Origin of the sequence: Dyadobacter sp. 3J3 (genome assembly GCF_009801115.1) — a bacterium.
GTDB lineage: Bacteria > Bacteroidota > Bacteroidia > Cytophagales > Spirosomataceae > Dyadobacter.
This window is the reverse complement of sequence record NZ_VTOL01000001.1, coordinates 368979-387245: the sequence shown is the minus strand read 5'-3', so window position 1 is coordinate 387245 and position 18267 is coordinate 368979. Positions and strand designations below refer to the sequence as shown.

The 18267-nt window shown below is 40.4% G+C and carries 13 protein-coding genes; 2 read left to right on the top strand and 11 right to left on the bottom strand.

What is annotated here, in order from left to right; translation table 11 throughout:
* Positions 1-208: 208 nt before the first annotated feature.
* The 11 genes from FZF08_RS01650 to FZF08_RS01600 all read right to left on the bottom strand — a co-directional run bounded on the left by FZF08_RS01650 (position 209) and on the right by FZF08_RS01600 (position 15037).
* A complete protein-coding gene (locus FZF08_RS01650; protein ID WP_159466872.1) occupies positions 209-1771 on the bottom strand; it encodes a SusD/RagB family nutrient-binding outer membrane lipoprotein in 1563 nt (520 codons plus the stop codon).
* Positions 1772-1793: 22 nt separating this feature from the next.
* A complete protein-coding gene (locus tag FZF08_RS01645) occupies positions 1794-5234 on the bottom strand; it encodes a SusC/RagA family TonB-linked outer membrane protein (protein ID WP_159466871.1) in 3441 nt (1146 codons plus the stop codon).
* Between the two features lie 280 nt (positions 5235-5514).
* Positions 5515-6642, bottom strand: a complete 1128-nt coding sequence (locus tag FZF08_RS01640) for a FecR family protein (protein ID WP_159466870.1) — start codon at positions 6640-6642, stop codon at positions 5515-5517.
* A 141-nt stretch (positions 6643-6783) separates the two neighbouring features.
* Complete coding sequence (locus FZF08_RS01635) at positions 6784-7395, bottom strand: RNA polymerase sigma factor (protein WP_159466869.1); 612 nt, start codon at positions 7393-7395, stop codon at positions 6784-6786.
* 223 nt (positions 7396-7618) lie between these two features.
* On the bottom strand, positions 7619-8074 hold the full coding sequence (locus tag FZF08_RS01630; RefSeq protein WP_159466868.1) for a RidA family protein: 456 nt from the start codon (positions 8072-8074) through the stop codon (positions 7619-7621).
* A 35-nt stretch (positions 8075-8109) separates the two neighbouring features.
* Entirely contained in the window at positions 8110-9588 is a 1479-nt protein-coding gene (locus FZF08_RS01625) for a cytochrome c class I (RefSeq protein WP_229216383.1), read from the bottom strand.
* A gap of 19 nt (positions 9589-9607) precedes the next feature.
* Positions 9608-10042 carry a cytochrome c gene (locus tag FZF08_RS01620; RefSeq protein ID WP_159466867.1) on the bottom strand — a complete coding sequence of 145 codons (435 nt, stop codon included), beginning with the start codon at positions 10040-10042 and terminating at the stop codon, positions 9608-9610.
* Positions 10043-10079: 37 nt separating this feature from the next.
* Positions 10080-11807 (bottom strand): c-type cytochrome, encoded by a 1728-nt coding sequence (locus FZF08_RS01615; protein ID WP_229216382.1) that lies wholly within the window; start codon positions 11805-11807, stop codon positions 10080-10082.
* Positions 11808-11934: 127 nt separating this feature from the next.
* Positions 11935-12486, bottom strand: coding sequence for a RidA family protein (locus tag FZF08_RS01610; RefSeq protein ID WP_159466866.1), 552 nt, complete (start codon positions 12484-12486; stop codon positions 11935-11937).
* Positions 12487-12524: 38 nt separating this feature from the next.
* Complete coding sequence (locus FZF08_RS01605; RefSeq protein WP_159466865.1) at positions 12525-13772, bottom strand: amidohydrolase/deacetylase family metallohydrolase; 1248 nt, start codon at positions 13770-13772, stop codon at positions 12525-12527.
* Positions 13773-13816: 44 nt separating this feature from the next.
* Positions 13817-15037: an aminotransferase class V-fold PLP-dependent enzyme gene (locus FZF08_RS01600; RefSeq protein ID WP_159466864.1), complete on the bottom strand. Its 1221-nt coding sequence runs from the start codon at positions 15035-15037 to the stop codon at positions 13817-13819.
* A gap of 334 nt (positions 15038-15371) precedes the next feature.
* On the opposite strand from FZF08_RS01600, the gene FZF08_RS01595 reads away from it, so the two are divergent.
* On the top strand, positions 15372-17861 hold the full coding sequence (locus tag FZF08_RS01595) for a serine hydrolase (protein WP_159466863.1): 2490 nt from the start codon (positions 15372-15374) through the stop codon (positions 17859-17861).
* A 161-nt stretch (positions 17862-18022) separates the two neighbouring features.
* A complete protein-coding gene (locus FZF08_RS01590; protein WP_159466862.1) occupies positions 18023-18235 on the top strand; it encodes a hypothetical protein in 213 nt (70 codons plus the stop codon).
* Positions 18236-18267 lie beyond the last annotated feature (32 nt).

Below are 18267 nucleotides of genomic sequence, written 5' to 3'. Positions count from 1 at the left end.
GTTCATGTACTTATCGTTTTAATAACAGATAAGTTAAGAAATGGTCAAGGGAATAGGAATGCGTAAACAGAAAAAAGATCACTGAGCAATCCGAAAGACCAACTCAGTGATACTTTACTTTTCGACAGGTGGTTTATCGCCAAATCTGCCTTTGTAAGCTTCGTTCATTGCCTGTAATTGTTCAGGTCATTAAATGAAAGACTTACCATTATTTATCCCACCAAACTACGCTGGAAAGTGTATTCGTGCCACCTTGTCTGGTTCTGGCTTCAAGGAAATTGACTTTATTATAAGTTCCTTCCGAATCAGGAATTACAAATCTTGTTGGTATTTTACCACCTGTCAAATTTCCCGGATAGTTTGTTGGTGTAAGTTTTGGATAACCAGTTCTTCTCCAGTTCGAGAAAATTTCGTACTCATCTTCAAGGAATAGAGAAACCCATTTTTGCGTGCCAATCTGCTCCATCTGATCGTCCATCGATCCGCTGGCTTTGAAAGGATTTGCAGCCAGATAGCCATTAATTTTCGCATCAGAAATTACTCCTCCTGATCCAAATAAAGCCCATTGTCTCATCGCTGCTTTTACTGCGGCTTCATACGTATCTTTTGCAGTGCCGCCGCTATACCATCCTCTAAGTGCCGCTTCGGACAATAACAAATTCATTTCTGCATTACCCATCACAATTAGTGGTGCGCTGTATTTCAAAATTGTATTCGGGTTTGGCTCCGAGTAAGAGTTGAAATCAGCCGGAAGCGAGTTGAACGCAGCATTTTGCATTCCCTTTTGAAGAGCTGTCGTGGTATCGGCGGTAAATGTTTTATTATCCGTGGTTGTCCAAACGATAGAAACAACATTCAAACGTGGATCTTTACTCGTTTTCAGGTAGTCGATAAATGTTTTGGCGAACTTACCACCTTCCACATTATCTCCTCCCGGTGCTACATAATCCGTTCCGATTAAGCCGCTGGCGATGAAATTTCTGCTTGCTGTAATATTTCCGTCAACATAAGCAATTTTGGCAATGTCTGCATCAGCAAGGATCACACCACCGGCAATCGCTTTTTTAACCCAGGTTTGGGCCGCAGCCGCATCCACCTGTGTCAAACGCATCCCCAAACGAAGCATAAGCGAATACCCGAATTTTTTCCACTGGGTAATATTTCCTGCATAAATTAGATCAGAAGAAGCATAGGTATCTTTTGCGGCATCAAAAGCAGCAATCGATTCATCAAGTTCTTTTAGCAAATCAGCATATATAGCCGACTGTTCATCATATTTTGGAGTAAAGTTATTATCAGTTAGCGCTTTACCTGCCTCGGAGTAAGGAATGTCTCCATACAAATCGGTCAATCGGTGATACAAATACGCTCTCCAGATACGTGCCGAGGAAAGTTTGTTAACATCCGCCGGAGAAACTGAAACTGCATCAATTACCTGCTCAATATCGATCACTGCTCCCTGTGTTGTTGGATCAGATCCACCATATAAATCCCAGCTTGCGTTGGAATAAGTGTAATTGAAATACTTGTCACCCGCAGCCGGCACTTCTTTATACGTTGCGAAATGCTGCATGGAACCTCCGATTGTAAGATAAGCTGCACCCGTATAATTATTGCTGACAGTGCTCAAAAGCGCTCTCGTGAAAAGGAAACCCGGAACAACTGAAGTAGACGCGTTAGGGTTTACATTCATTTCCTCAAAACCGTTGTCGCAAGCGGAAAAGAGCATGGCCATTGGGGCCAGATATAATAATCTTAAAAACTTTTTCATATTCACTAAAATATTTTAATGATTAAAATTTCACTGAAAGGTTCACACCCAGACTTCTTGTTCTTGGTACACCAAATGCTTCAAGACCTTGGGCATTACCGTTGGTATAACTTGATTCAGGATCGAAATAATTGTTTCTTTTGTCTTTGTAAAGAAGCAACAGGTTACGTCCTACAAGTGAAATTGATGCAGATTGCAATTTCAGGAATGACATTTTATTTACTGGCAGGTTGTAGCTCAAAATAACCTGGCGAAGTTTGATAAAGTCATTATTGAAAGTAAACATAGACGTGTAATTCTTGTCGTTGTCATAGTAAGTATCAACGTCAGCCTTAGCCCATGTTTTAGTGAACGAAGCGCCTTCTGGTGTTACACCTGTTACGGTCAAGCCATTGTCACGACCAGGAAGTGTTTCTTTTGGCAAACCGAAACGATAAGCGTACTGGTACATGTTTGAGTAAACGATGCTGCCGAATTTACCATCAACAAGAATGTTCAAAGAGAAATTTTTGTATCTGAATGTGTTCGTGATACCCATGGTAAGCGGAGGAATACCTCTTCCCAGTTTTTCAAGATCACCTCTTACTGCATATCCGCTGGCTGTGTTGAAAACAACATTTCCGCTTGCATCTGTTTTCTTTTTGTAACCCCAAACTTCACCATATGAACCACCAACAACGTTGTTGATCACACCCCCACCAACACCGGTTCCTACGGTAAGGCTTGGCAGGTTATCAGCCAATTTGATGATCTCACTTTTGTTATAAGCCATGTTATAACTTACGTCCCATGTGAAGTTTTTCTTTTTAAGTGGAGTTCCTGTTAACAAAAGTTCAACCCCTTTGTTACTAAGTTCACCCACATTCAAGAGAGCAGAAGTATAACCTGATGATGCTGCGATGTTACTTTGAACGATATCATTTGTGGTTTTACGGTTATAAAGCGTAAGATCAAGTCCGATACGGTTGTTCAGGAATTTCGCTTCAATACCTGCTTCGTAAGTCGTAGAAGTAAGTGGTCTCAAATTAGGGTTTGGTACCAATGGAGAACTAAGCTGCTGAACCGGCTGACCATTGTGACCACCCTGTGCCATAGAATAGCTTTGGTATATCTGGTAAGCTGCCACGTTTGCACCACCCACCTGTGCCCATGATGCACGTAACTTTGCAAAACTGACTGCTTGTGGAAGTTTGAAAGCTTCGGAAAGGATCACTGTACCACCGATTGCAGGGTAGAAAATATGATTGCTTGCTGTGTTCAAAACCGAGAACCAGTCCTGACGACCAGACATTGTGATATAGGCAAGGCCTTTGTAGCCTAAGTCAACCGAACCAAACAACGAATTGATTCCACTTTGTGAATAATTTGGAGTTGTAGTGCTCGTTGCAAGGTTTGTAAAGCTGTAAAAGTAAGGAATGGTGAATTCGGTACCTCTGAAAATAGTTTCATCATAAATACTTCTTTGAATGTTACCGCCGGCCAAAGCCGAGAAGCTCAGATTTTCAAAGAAATCTTTATTGTAATTCACCGTAAGCATACCATTTGTTTCCGAAGAAGTCGTTTTTCTTGATTCGTAAACTCCTTTTGGCTGGTAAGCATTGTTGGTAGGAACAATAAAGGTGTAGTTGAAATTATAATAATCCTGGCTTACACTTCCTTTAACAGAAAGGTTGTCAAGGATATCGTATTTAATATTCGCCTGGCCCAGGAAGCGGTTTTTCTTATCGTTATTGATAAATTTGTTAACAACCATGTAAGGGTTTGGAGCAGCCGGAACCGGGTTCCATTCTATTTCCTTACCTGTTGTTTCGTCGTATCCGGGAGCAAGGCTTCTGATATCAACTGTATTGGCGATCAAATAAGTAGCCCAGTGCGGGTTATAATCTGCATATCCAACTTTCGGACGGTTATGGCCATCTTCAATGTTGTACTGAACCACAGTCTGTACAGTCAGTTTTTTGCTAAGGTTTGCATTAACATTTAAGTTGGCAATGCGTCTTGTGAAATCTGAATTTGGTACGATACTGCTGGATTTCGTATTGTTCAACCCAAAACGGAAATTGATTTTTTCGTTTCCTCCTGTGAAAGCGATTGAATTAATATAGTTTGTTCCAGTTTTGTAAAAATTTTTCAGATTGTCCTTTTGAGGTGAATAAGGATGCATTTTTCCATCAACCTGAATATAATCAGATCCGTCCATTTTTGCACCGTAAGATAAACGTCCTGTACTTTTAGCCTGAGCAAGTGTCAATGGTTTTACACCATCCAAACCTTGACCGTATTCATATTGCCAGTCAGGAACGATCGAAAGATTTTCAGTTGTAAAGTTGCTGTTGAATTCAACACCAATACCTTTTTGAGCAATACCTTTTTTGGTTGTGATCAAAATAACACCATTGGAAGCACGTGCACCATACAAAGCCGCTGCCGGTCCGCCTTTCAAAACACTGATAGATTCAATATCGTCCGGGTTAATACCACCGATACCATCACCGCGGTCGGTGTTGTTACCATTACCGTCCGATGCATTTCCACCACCTGGTGTGCTATTGTCCATCGGCATGCCGTTGATTACATACAATGGCTGGTTGTTACCGCTCAAAGAACCATTACCACGAATAATAATACGGCTTGAACCACCTGGGCCTGTTGCCATACCTGTTGCGTTAACCCCGGCAATTTTACCCGTCAATGCATTTGCAACGTTGTTTTCACGTGCTTGTGTAAACTCGCTTCCTTTTACTTCCGTCACTGCATAAGCAAGTGCTTTTTTCTCTTTGGAAATACCGAAAGCCGTTACAACCACTTCATTAAGTGATTTTGCTTCCGGAACAAGCTGCACAGAAACATCACCTTTTGAGCCAACTGCTGATTCCTGAGAAGTATAACCAACAAAGCTGAAAATAAGAATCGCTGATGAAAGCTCTCCGTCCGGAATGTCTAGCGTATATTTTCCATCGGTATTTGTTGAAGTTCCGCGCTGAGATCCTTTAACAAGAACACTCACGCCAGGAAGTCCGCCGCCAGTTTCGTCCGTTACCGTACCCGTAACTACTTTCTTTGGAGATTCTTTTGGTGCAGAAATTTTCAGTTCAGTAGCAGCCTGTTCCCGTTTTAAAATAATTCGGTCCTGAACTACTTCGTAAGTAACATTATGTGGAGCAAGGATCTTTCCAAGAACTTCCGACAAGGATTCGTCCTGAAATTTGAAAGTACCTTTTTGATTGTTAAAAATCTGTGGATTATACATGAACTTAACCTTGGTCACGTTTTCTATTTTATCGAGTACTTTATCGATCTCGATATTAGATAAACGTAAGGTTACTTTTTGGTCAAGCACTTTTTGTCCATGCACGTCAGCGGCGTGGACTAAAGTGGTGAAGATCACTGCAAGTAAAGCTTGATACAGACTCATACGCATGATTTTCTGCAAAGCGTGTTGATAATGTATTGATTTTGACATAATTTTGTTTTTGTCGGGTTAATAAATTCGGCAAAATGATTCCCTTGTATCCGCGCAAAGCGGAAGGTGTAATGAGCTTACAAAATGGGGATGATTTGTGGTCGGTGATGTTGGCGCATCATCGACTTTTTTTTAATGGAGTCGGGGACAGGTTATCGTCATAGGCTTGTGATTCAGATAAGTTTAACTGGTATAGGTTGCTTGGTTACTCTTTTTTTGTAATTGTACTCTTTCAATTTGATGAGATAAGTGTAATATGACTTTTGTGATTATTGTTTAGTTACTGATTTTCAGATGGATATGAACATCCTTTGCTTGAAATGATAATACTGGCGTCAAGCTGTTCATGGGTTGCGTTGATAGTACGGCAAATCAAATCTATTTTTTCAAACAAAGGTTCGTCTGAAAGAGACGCCGTGAGATAGCAGTTTTTCATGATTTCGGCATCAAAAAGAATTTTAACGCCGTAAGAGTTTTCCAATGCTGCAAAAACTTCCTTAATAGGTGTTCCTTTAAAGTTGAAAGATTGCTTTTGAATTGGCATATCAAGTAGTTCAGGATCAGCGATCAGGCTTCTTGTAAAACGTAGATTAACAGGTGAAAAAACAATCTGCTGGTTTGGCGTAAGTACCATTCCTCCTAATTTATTATCAGCCTGTTGTGTTTCAAGATTCTCGTCAGTTAAAGCAAAAACAGATACTTTTCCAGTTTTTACGACCACTTTTACATCTTTTTCAGTATCAAAAGCACTGATGATAAAACTGGTTCCTAAAACTTTCGTTACCAGTCCGTTAGCATAAACGAAAAAAGGTTGATCCGGGTTTTTAGCAACTTCAAAGAAGGCTTCACCATACAAAAAAACTTCACGTTTTGATCCGGTAAAGGCTTTTGGATAGCTAATGTGACTTTTAGGCTGCAAAAGCACCGAACTTCCATCCTGTAATGCAACCAGTTTTGGCTTGTCTGTATTGTTAACTTCCTGAATAAGCGGTTCTTTGATCTGGCTTATGATTTCTTTGTAAAGCAAATTCGTTTTTTCCGCAGGAGAGTTTTTGTTTAAAAACCACCAGCCAAATCCGATAATCATCAGGACAGAAGCGGCAACACTATACCATTCAGGACGGAATAAGAAAATCGATCTTGAAGCTTTTGCATTTTTCTCCCCAAGAGAAAAAGATAAACGGTGAATTTCACTGGTTACTTCGTCGTCGGATATTGCATCAAATGAATTAAAAACGGTATCAAGTAAATGCGATGCCTTCGTTACCAATTCATGTTTATCCGGATTTTCAGATAACCAGTTTAACCAAAATGTGCCTTGTTCTGCGTCATTGGATATTTTCCAAAGGCGGAATGAAGGATCAGTGGCCAGTTCTTCGGGTTGTAAATTTCTGTAATCAGGTTGCATAGATAAAGCGTAGTATTGCGAATTCAAATAAAGGATGCAGAAAAAGTAGGTCAATACTCCTTTTGGTAAAATTATTTTTTGATTTTTTTTGAAAGAGGAAAATAAACTACGGCTAAGAAGGCTCCTTGATGAATGTAAATGTTAGTAGATTAACATATAAATTATTAATATCCAGTGGCTTAGCAATGGATATTGGCTTTTCAAAGTAGTAATGGCCTTAAATAATAAATTGGCTACCGATTGGCGGTTAACCTGCATCATATCGGCAATCTGCTCATTTTCCAGACCTTCATAAAATTTTAAAAAGATAGCTTCCTTCTGACGTTTCGGAAGTTCATTGATCGCGTTTCTTACTTTACGCTGACTTTCGTTATAGTTTTCAGTTTCTTCTATTTCCGATTCGATGGTGTGATTATCTGTGATTTCTTCAATCTCGTCCAGGTCCAGATAAGGATAAATATGTTTGTTACGCCGAAATTCCTGTAAGACCTGATTACGAAGCGACTTTAAAAAATAAATGGTAACAAACTGTATATTAATTGTCTGTCTTTTTTCCCAGATATGAAGCATCAATTCCTGAATGGCATCTTTAATATATTCCCGGTCGTTGGTGAAACTTGTGGCGTAATTGAAAAGCGTACGATATAATTTATCTGCTAGCTGACAAAAAGCACCACTGTCCCCAGCTTTTGATTGCTGCCAGAGATCCAGTAGAATTTCATTTTCTAAAAGAATGCGTTGCTTTTTATCCAAGAATGTAGGTGGTTGCTATTGTAAATTAACAGTCAAATTATTGAAATAAGAAATTTAAAACCAAGAATATATTATTTATCAAAATTATATATTGATTATTTATAAAAATTCCGAATAAGGTGAAATTTATTATTGTTCAAGCTAATATAAATAAAAGAGAGAAGTCAACTTATGGAAAGTTGACTTCTCTGTAATTTTAAAACGAGTGAGCTGATAATGAGCACTAAATATAGGCGATACAGTCAATTTCAACCAATGAATCTCCAGGAACGCCGCCATAAACAGCAACCGTAGTACGAACGGGTGGTTTATCACCAAAACGCCCTTTATAAGCTTCGTTCATCGCTTTGTAATCTCCCAGATCATGAAGGAAAACACTGCATTTCAGTACTTTACTCATGGAAGAACCAGCCGCGATCAATTCTTTTTCAAGTTCATCCAATACATGTTTTGTATGGGCCGTGATATCACCTTCGAAGTGAGCTCCTTTTCCTGCAACAAAAACCATATTGTTAAATTTGGTATGTCCTGAAAATAACGGAACATCCTGAATCGTAGTGATATTTCCCACTTCTTTTTCAGGCGTTGCATCAGCTGCTTTGGCAACAGTTCCCAAACCTGCCACACCGGCTATTGATGTAAATAACTTTTTGAGGATCGATCTTCTTTCCGTTTTCATGTTGTGATTAATTAAGATTATTGTTAAGGATTTTATTATGCTTTTTTCATTTTCTTCAAAACTTTGGCATCACCCGGTAAAGTGATTTTCCAGAGCGTTCCTCCGGATTTTGTTCCGCCTTGTTTTCCGCCATATTCGATTATATACATTTCATTACCAATCAATATAGCATCGGTAGGACTTGTAAAGTTATCGACGATCCGGGTGGTTTGTACTTTGTAATTATCCGCTTTTTTGTCATAGATCAAATGCAAATGAAGCAAATCTTTTCCTTGTCTGCGTAACGCATTCGGATTTGCTGCACCAGCTTTACCGCCTCCGGCATAACGCATCACAAATCCGTCTCCTTTAAATTCCTTGGAAAGCGCCTTGTCCTTATCGAAAATTAATGCCAGGGGAGAAGAGTGCGCATTGAAAGTACCAACGGTAACACCAGTTGTATCACCATCCATAACAATACCGGTTTTGCGGTCACGATATTCATTTGCATCGGGACCAAGATTTTGAACCGCCGGAGTGAAAATTACACCTGGCGGTCTTTTTGGGAAATCGGGGTCATTATGGAAATATTTCATCAGCCAGGCAAACGCGAATTTGCTAAGGAAAGGATCGGTATCCGGATTTGGCTGCCAATCCGGATATTGCTGCGGATTATCAATGCCGCCCATCACCCAGGGAAAACCATAATGATGTCCCTGCCGCACCCAGAACATATCTTCCGGATGGTCATAATCACCTGAATTGGAAACAGCAAAAAGATTGCCTTTTCCATCGTAGGCAATATCATATGCATTACGAATTCCTTCTGCGAAAATGAAATCTTGTTCTTTTAATTTATCGGTATCATCAACCAAAAGTAAATCTTTTGAGTTGATCGGGAAGTGGTAAATTTTTGTAGTTAATGCTTTATCACGGGCATTTGGATAAAGACCGCCGTTGTCCTGCACTTCACCGTGATCAGTCCTTGCCCCGGAATTTACTACAATATATTTTCCATCCGGACTGATTTCCATCGCATTCCAGCCGTGATCAAACGTAGTTTTATTCGCACCATATTCAACTGTATTAAAAACAACACTCATATCAGGTTTCTCGTCATTCGGTTTTAATTCATACCGAACCATTCTTCCTTTATTCCCTTTGTTGTTGTTTACATTAATATTTCCGGTAAGAAAAAGTGTGTTTTTATAAAAAGCAGCACCTTGTAAACGGGTAATTCCGTGATCAGCCGCCGTCAGGATTTTTACGCTGGTTGGCTGTCCATCTTTTTTTACAATGTGAAAAACGTCTCCATCAAAACTGGTATAGTACAAATCGCCACTGACCGGATTCTGGATCAGCCTCACGGCTTCCGGCTCTACTTTCATATATGCTTCCACCTTGATATCCTCACGAAGCGGATGCGGCGTTTGCGTAGGCTGGTCGCGGCCTCCCTGTGCGAAATTGAGATGTGGAATGGCTAAAATGCCAAAAGTTAGCAGATTTACCTTTAAAGGATTCAGGATTTTTTTCATTTTTCAGGTCCGGGAAAGGTTATTCTGTCACAGATAATTTTCTCAGGTAAGTTACCAACTGCCATCTTTGTTCAGCCGTAAAAACGTCCTGGAATGGAGGCATATTTCCTTTTCCGTTTGAGATTTTCCAGAACAATGCACCGTTGGTTTGTTTTTTTACCAGTGAATCGTGGAAATTGGCAGGTTTCTGGCCTAATGCGCCACCAGCGGCACCATCTCCATATCCGCTTTCGCCATGACAGGAAGCGCAGTATAATCCAAATAATTCTTCGCCATTGGCCAGTGTTAGCGGTTCGTCGTGGTATGGACTTGTGAGCGTATCGGCCCACGCAGGAGCAATCCAGCGATCCTGGCTGTGGAATGGCTGTTCATTTCCTTTGAAGGAAGATAAACCAACGACACCGATTGCCCCGGAAATTAAAAAGCTTGCGGCTATCTTTTTGTTTAAAATCATTGAACGAATAATTTTTTGTTTAGGAATTTGTTGTTTTTTAGTCAGTTAGCTTTAATGCTTTACGTTCTTTTTTAATATCATCAGCGTCGATAGCAGACGAATTATTTCCGAAGCTTTGTCTGATAAAAGTTAGTACTTCGGCAATCTCCTCGTTTTTGAGAAAACTGTGATTAGGCATAATGTTGTTGTAAGGCTTACCTTTTACTTCAATCTGCCCGTCCAAACCTTTAAGTAATACGTCTATTAATTTTTTCTTTTCACCGTTCACCCATTCAGAACCTGCGAGTGGTGGAAATCTTTGAGAATCACCCTGGCCGTTTCGCTGGTGACAGGCCGCGCAATACACACTATAAACTTTTCCACCAGCTACCGGTTTGTCTTTATCCAAATTGTCATTTATAACATCCGGCGTGCGAATATGAGACATGGTTTTTCTTTTTTCCATTTGTTCCAAAGCAATACCGGCAAACTTGGATTTGTCTCCTTTGTAAGTGATTTTCCAGATTTTTCCTTTTTCAGTTTCAGCAAAATAAAGAGAACCATCCGACCCCATGGCAATTCCCATCGGCCGGTAAGCGGCATCGCTGGTATTGACAATTGGATCAACACCCGCAAAACCATCTGCGAAAATATCCCAGCCGCCCGAAGGCTGGCCGTTTTGAAAAGGAACAAAACCAATGATATAACTTGATTGCGGATAAGGCGCACGGTTTGTAGAGCCGTGAAATGCTATGAAAGCACCATTTTTGTAACGTTCTGGAAATTGATTGCCCTGATAAAAAAGAAGATCATTCGGAGCCCAATGACCGGGAAATCCTATTAGCGGTTTTTCATAAATACCACAGTTTCCAACTATTTTCCCATCTCCGCCATATTCTGGTCCCAATACCTTTTTCTGCTGGATCTGATCATAATAACAATAGGGCCAGCCAAGATTAGTACCGTCTTTTATTCTTGCAAATTCTTCCGAAGGCAAAATGGCACTTTGCCATGGTGAGTAAACACCTGCCCAAAGTCGTAATAAATCATCCCGTCCGTGCTGTAATAAGTATAAGTTATCATCAGCATTATTCCAGTCCATCGCTACAACGCTTCGAATTCCGGTTGCATAACGATAGCCATCTTTTTGTGTTTGATTCAACTTATTGGCATCAAAACGCCAGACTCCTCCATGATCTTCTAAAAATGGACAAGGCGTCATCCCGGCGGAACTGGGCATACGGAATAATTCTTCACAGGCATTGGAAGGTGCGCCAAACGGAATGTACATATTTCCCTTATTGTCAAAAGAAATCGGTTTTGCGATGTGCTCATGCATTCCGTGCGCATGATCGTCGGTCATGATAATTTCTTCTTTCCCGTCCGGAATCAGTTGTCCGGGTGTAAGTTTCTGGCGGTAAACGATCAGTTCAGAACTGAAATAAATATAGCCGTTATGAATCCGCACGCCGGTTCCATAGCCATGTTCTTTTTTAGAACCACCGAAACTTTTTATGATATCCGCTCGACCGTCATTATTGGTATCACGGAGCGCGATAACCGATTCATTTTTATCAGCAAACCGTGCTTTGACATAAATATCGCCGTTTTCGTTTACCGCAATATGTCGTGCGCGGCCGGGTAGGCTGTCAACGACAACGACGGCCTCGAAGCCGTCGGGTAAAAAAAGTCCGCCATTTTTTGAATTGACGACATCGGGCTGAGGTCTGGTTACAAAGCCTGTAACCAGAATAATGAGTAAAGAGGAAGCAATTTTTAAGTTCACAATCGACGGGTTTAGGAGATGTCGAAATAGGTTTTAGGTTTTGACGATTCACTATGGATAATTGTCAATCGTCTTTCAAGCTTAGGGTCGAGCTAACAGCCAATCGCTGACAGCTAACAGCTAACAGCTATTTCAGCTCTACGATCATTTCGATTTCTACCGGAATATTTCCCGGAAGTGAACCCATTCCTACGGCTGAGCGTGCATGTTTTCCATTTTCTCCAAAGATTTCAACCAACAGATCCGAACAACCGTTAATCACCATAGGATGCTGACCGAAATCCGGGCCTGCGTTAACCATGCCGAGAAGTTTTACGATTCTTTTTACTTTGTTTAAATCACCTCCAAGAAAACCTTTTAGCGTTGAAACAAGAGAAATTCCTGTCAAACGAGCTGCTTCTTTTGCTTGTTCAATTGTTAATTCTGTTCCAACTTTTCCAATCATTTGTCCTCCTTCCGGCTTGTCTGGCCCGTGTCCCGACAAATAAACGAGATTTCCAACCTGTACAGCTTTAACATAATTGGCAATAGGCGCAACCGGTTTGATCAGTTTGATGTTCTTCTCTTTAATTCGAGCTTCGTAATCGGTAACCTCTTGTGCCTGAGTTGCGACGGATAATACTGCCAAGCAAAATGTGAAAGCCAGGGTTGACAGGGAAAAATTAGAAATCCTTTTCATGTAGTAATTTTTATAGTTCAGTGAGGTTTTGATAATTTTTATTTCGTTGTCTGTAATGCGATTCCATTCAGGTCGTAGACAATTTTTCCACCCATGATCGTCATTTCACATTCCAGTTTTTGCTTGCCTTCCATTTTGTAACCAGTACGGTCATAAAATCCGAATTTGCCTTCGCGCATGGAAAATATTGCAATATCCGCAATTGCATTTTCAGAAAGATGACCCAGATTTTCACGCTTGATAACCTGCGCCGGAGCCCAGGTACTTTCCTTGATAACCGTTGGAAGATCAACACCCATGACCAGAAATTTGGACATAATACTGAGCATATCTTTCATGGAGGAATTCATGCTTCCGGTGTGTAAATCGGTACTGATGGTGTTTGGAAGAAATCCGTTTTTGATAGCAGGAATGGCCTGGGAATAATTGAAACTCGCGCCTCCATAACCCACATCGAAAATAATCCCTTTCTTACGTGCGTCCAAAGCATACTGCTTTACTTTTCCCGTTTTTTCGTCTACTATTGTTTCTCTTACATTACCTTCCAGATTGGTAAGCGCATGCGTAAAAATATCTCCGGGACGAAGATATTTTGTAAATAATGTTTCAAGAGAAAGGGGAGGATTATTACCTCCAAAGTCAATCATAACCGGCATGTTAGCCAGTTTTCCTGCTTCTACAACACGTTCAATGGGTTTCCAGTCGGCACCTACAAAATGTGCGGCTTTAAATCCAACCACATCATTTTTATTTTTCAACGCCACAGCTGCTGCCATATGCGCATCCATATCGCTGGTATCCTGCTCATATTGTCCGCCGCGCATACCTGCGCCAACAATATTCAGAAACGAAAGAACCCGCGTTTTTGAATGAAGGATGACATTCTTTTTAAACTCGGGAAAAGCTTCCCAACCCGCACCGCCAGCGTCAACAATGGTAGTAACACCCACGCGGAAAGTGAAACCATCGGGCGGTAAAGCCACCAGACCATTACTTAAATAATGGTCTGGCTGGGTACCAAAAAAAACATGTCCATGAATATCAATAAGGCCGGGCGTAACATACATGCCCTTTGCATCCACGACTTTTGCAGCTTCTTTTGGATCAATATCCTTGGCAACCTTTTTAACTTTTCCCTCAAAAATCCCGATATCCATGATTTGGTTGAGATTATTTTTCGGGTCGATAACCGTACCGCCTTTAATCAAAATGCTATAAGTCTGGGCACTCAGGGCAAAACTATTCAGGCAAACCAGACAAAAAATCAGAAAGGATTTGTGCTTCATATCAGGAAATTAAGGTTTAGGATAAAATAATCAAACACAGTTTTTTACACGACTGCTTTTGATAATTCTTCTTTTAATCTTGCCGCTACTATTTTTTCTTCACCTGATTTTAACATCCACGCTGTTATGGTAAGCGAAGTATTGTCGGCGGGCATAATTTCAATAGAAGGATTTCCGTTACGTAGATTTTCCTGCAAAGTTTTTACCGGAAGATTCACCTTCGCCAGATCCCAGCTTACTTTTAAGGTAGGTGTATGGTTTCCAAGTTCCGGAACCGTGGTTGCAACGGTGACACCATTCACACTTTTCGCAGCATTACTGATCAGAGCGATGCGGTCTTCCCACATTTTCCATTCTTTTTTGTGATCCATTTTCACAAAGTTATCAAGTGCCACATACATGCCCAGGATTTCTTCTTTGTTCACTTTCATTCCGCGTCCGATCGTTGATCCACGTGGCGGCATGCTTAATCTTGCTGCTTCGATCAGGTTCTTTTTACCCATCAAAATTCCTGCACTTTGCGGTCCGCGCATTGCTTTTCCACCTGAAACACAAACCAGATCAAAGCCCATGTCATTGAATTTCCAAAGGTTTTCGACCGGAGGAACATCCGCAGCCATATCGATCATTGTTGGAATTCCTTTGCTTTTTGCAATTTCAATCCACTTTTCATGTTTAATCTGCCCCTGATCCGACTGGATATTTAAAAACCACATCAAAGCCGTTTTTTCATTAATCGCTTTTTCAAGATCTTCCAGCGTTTCAACGGAAACAATGGTGCAGCCGGTGTTTGTCAAAGCGTGTGAGTATCCTATGTTATGACCTTTTTGGATAATCACTTCCGATTTCATTTCAGTTCCTTCAAGATGTGGCAGTGCTTCCACTTTTTTTGAATCCATTCCGGTCAAAACGCCTGCCAGTCCAAGGGTTAATGCAGAAAAGCATCCGGCGGTCACCACGGCTGCTTCTGCATGTGTAAGTGCGGCAATTTTTTCACCAACTTTGGTTTGTACTTCATCAAGAATCATGAAATCCTTCGATGCTGCCTGAATTGTCTCAACAACTTCATCCTGCATCAGGGAACCCGTCATAAATGTGTAGGTACCCGCTGCGTTAATAAAAGTACGGATGCCCAATTCTTTCGCCAGATTTCTGACCGGGAGTTTTGCGGTAAAGCTCAAAGGATCCAGGCTCGATTGCCCTAAAATCCCGCCAAGAAGGGGAAAAGTAGAAAGATGCTTGATTAAATCTCTGCGGTTTATCATAATGTAAATGTGACTGAAAAGGTGATTAGGAATTGTCAAAGTCTATTTGACAGACTGACAGAGAAAAGATGCAGCAAATATCTAATGATACTCTTTTTGGTGTAATTATTTTTTTCAATTGACTAAATTATAAAAATATAGTTTGGCCATTGTTGGTTTTGGTAATTTTTTATTTTGGTAGGAGGATAATAAATTTCTGATTTGTATTTAGATACGATTTAAACAAGACTATTTCATAAATAACCTTAATAAATCCGGAAGTAGTATGATTTGCGCGGGTTTGATATAAATTAGTGGCTTATTGCTATTAACCCAAAACTCTTCAGATCACGTTATGAAAAAATTACTTCTGTTATTATTTCTCTTCCCATTCTTTACCCAAGCTCAAATCACTAAAAAAGCCCAAAAAGTAGATTCCCTTCTTACTTATTTACAAGAGCGAGATCTGTTTAACGGTACCGTTTTGATTGGTGAAAATGGAAAAACTATCTTCAAAAAAGCTTATGGAATAACGAATACGCCTGATGATAAGCCGCTTACTACGGCTTCGGCATTTAATCTTGCCTCGGTTTCCAAGCAGTTTTTTACTATGATGGCGATGATTTTGAAAGAGCAGGGGAAATTGAAGTTTGACGATAAAGTAAATCGGTACTTACCTGAATTTCCTTATGACCAGATTACCGTGCGTCAATTGATGAACCATACTTCGGGTTTGCCGGAGTATTTTGATTTTGCCCAGAATAATATGGGTTTACTGGATACGCTTACCAATGAATCTTTGCTCGAATTGATTGCAATCAAAAAGCCGGAGCTGGTTTTTCAGCCGGGAGAGAAATTTGAGTATTGCAATACCAATTACACCACGCTTGCTTCTATTATTGAAGAACTTTCGGGTATGCCGGCTGACCGGTTTTTTAAGAAATATATTGCAGTTCCATTAAATATGACCAATTCTTATGTCTGCACGTTAAAAATGAAAATCTATCCGCCAAGCCGTGTTTTCGGTTTTAAAATTGAAGGCGGAAAGAAAGTTTTGAATGATCTGGTGCGGTTTGATGGTGTGGTTGGTGATGGAAATATCTATTCAACCGTTGAAGATCTGTACAAATGGGACCAGGCTTTGTACACTGAAAAGCTTGTTAAGAAAACCACTTTTCAGGAAGCAATTACGTCCGGAAAACTGAATAATGGAAAGGAAACAGGGTACGGTTTTGGCTGGTTTATTACCAAAGCAGGAGAAATTGTACAGCATTCTGGTGGCTGGGTAGGGTTTAATACAATGATTGTCAGACATATAAAAACCAATGAAACGTTAATTATTCTTGATAATTCCGGAAATTACAAGGCTGCCGGATTAGCAACCAGTCTTTTTGAAGGAAGGCCTATTAAAGTGCCGGTGACAAGCCTGATCAGTAATGTAAATTTGATCGACGGAACAGGAACGGCTGGCCGAAAAGTCGGTGTGCGGCTGATTGATGCAAAAATTCGGGATATTGGCGAGCTGACGGCTTACAAAAATGAAGAAATAATTGATGGAAAAGGGAAAGTACTCGCTCCCGGTTTTATAGACAGCCATAGTCACCATGACCGCGGACTGGAAGATAATCCCGAATCTCTTTCAACGATCAGTCAGGGAATTACTACGATTGTGGTTGGTCAGGATGGCGGTGGAATACCCATTGACAGCATTTTGGCACGAATGAAAAATAAGCCGGTTAGTACAAATCTGGCAACGTATACCGGTCATGGTATGATGCGTTCTATGGCCATGGGAAAAAAACTGTTTCGTACTTCCAAACCGTCGGAACTGGATTCGATGAAAAGTATTTTGTCAAGAGAGCTTGAAAAAGGTTCGTTGGGTTTGGCGACGGGACTTGAATATGAAGATGCATTTTATTCCAACCGGGATGAAGTGGTGGATTTGGCAAAAGTGGCTGCATCCAAAGGTGGAAGATATATCAGTCACATCCGGAGTGAGGATATGAATCTGGAAGAATCGCTGGACGAGATTATTCAGATCGGGAAAAAGGCAAAAATTCCGGTTCAGATTTCTCATATGAAAATCGCTATGGTCAGTAAGTGGGGGAAATCTCATGATATTCTTGCGCAACTGGCAGAAGCCAGAGCGGATGGAGTTAATATAACCGCGGATGTTTATCCTTACCAGATGTGGATGTCTACGCCGCGGGTTTTATTTCCGAAAAAAGATTTTAATAATGAAGAAAGTGCCATTTTTGCGACCAAACAATTGTTCGATCCAGCCCAATCTTACATCACTAATTTTTCTGCCAATAAATCTTTTGAAGGAAAAACAGTTACAGAAATTGGGGTAATGAATCAGGAAAGTCCGGCAAAAGCGTTGATGCGCATTGTTCGTGAAGCGGAAGAAAAGGATGGCACTGCGGTGATTGCTGCCACTTCAATGTCCGAAGACGATGTAATTAATTTTTTAGCCTGGCCCAATAGCAGCATTTGTTCTGACGGAAGTGTAGGCGGCCATCCGCGTGGACATGGATCTTTTCCACGCGTTTTAGGTAAGTATGTGAGAGAACAGAAAATTATGTCGCTTGAAACAGCGGTTTATAAAATGACAGGCCTGGCCGCAGAAAATACCGGAATCAAAAACAGAGGAATTGTTACACCAAATTACTACGCAGATCTGGTTTTGTTTGATCCTGAAACAGTCAAAGACAATGCAACCATCGCTAATCCTAAGGCTTTATCCGATGGGATTTTGATGGTTTGGGTGAATGGAAAAGTGGTGTTTAGGGATGGGAAGGCGACGGATGTTTTTTCGGGTAGGTTTGTGAAGAGAGGGGAATGAAGTTATAAAGAAAAATAATATTCAATTTTAGTATTTATCTGGACTAAATTTTATGGAAGAAGAATATTTAGTAATCAGTAAAGATAGTAATACAGCCTTGATGAGTTGGAAAATTAAAAAGTAGAATTTCTGTTTAATGGTTTAAAACTTTAAATATAGTTATGCAAAAAATAGAAATCACCATCGAAAAAGGCAAAGGCCATTATGGTGCCTATGCAGAAAATGTAGAAATGATCACGGGAATAGGAGATAGTATTGAAGAAGCAAAAGCCTCAATATTTAATTGTATAGAAATTATAAAAACGTTTCCCACAGAACAAATTCCTTTGGCTCTTAAAAGTGATTATGAGTTAATTTGGAAAGGAGAATTTTAAGTTGAAACACCAAAGCCGCCAATTTGATATGA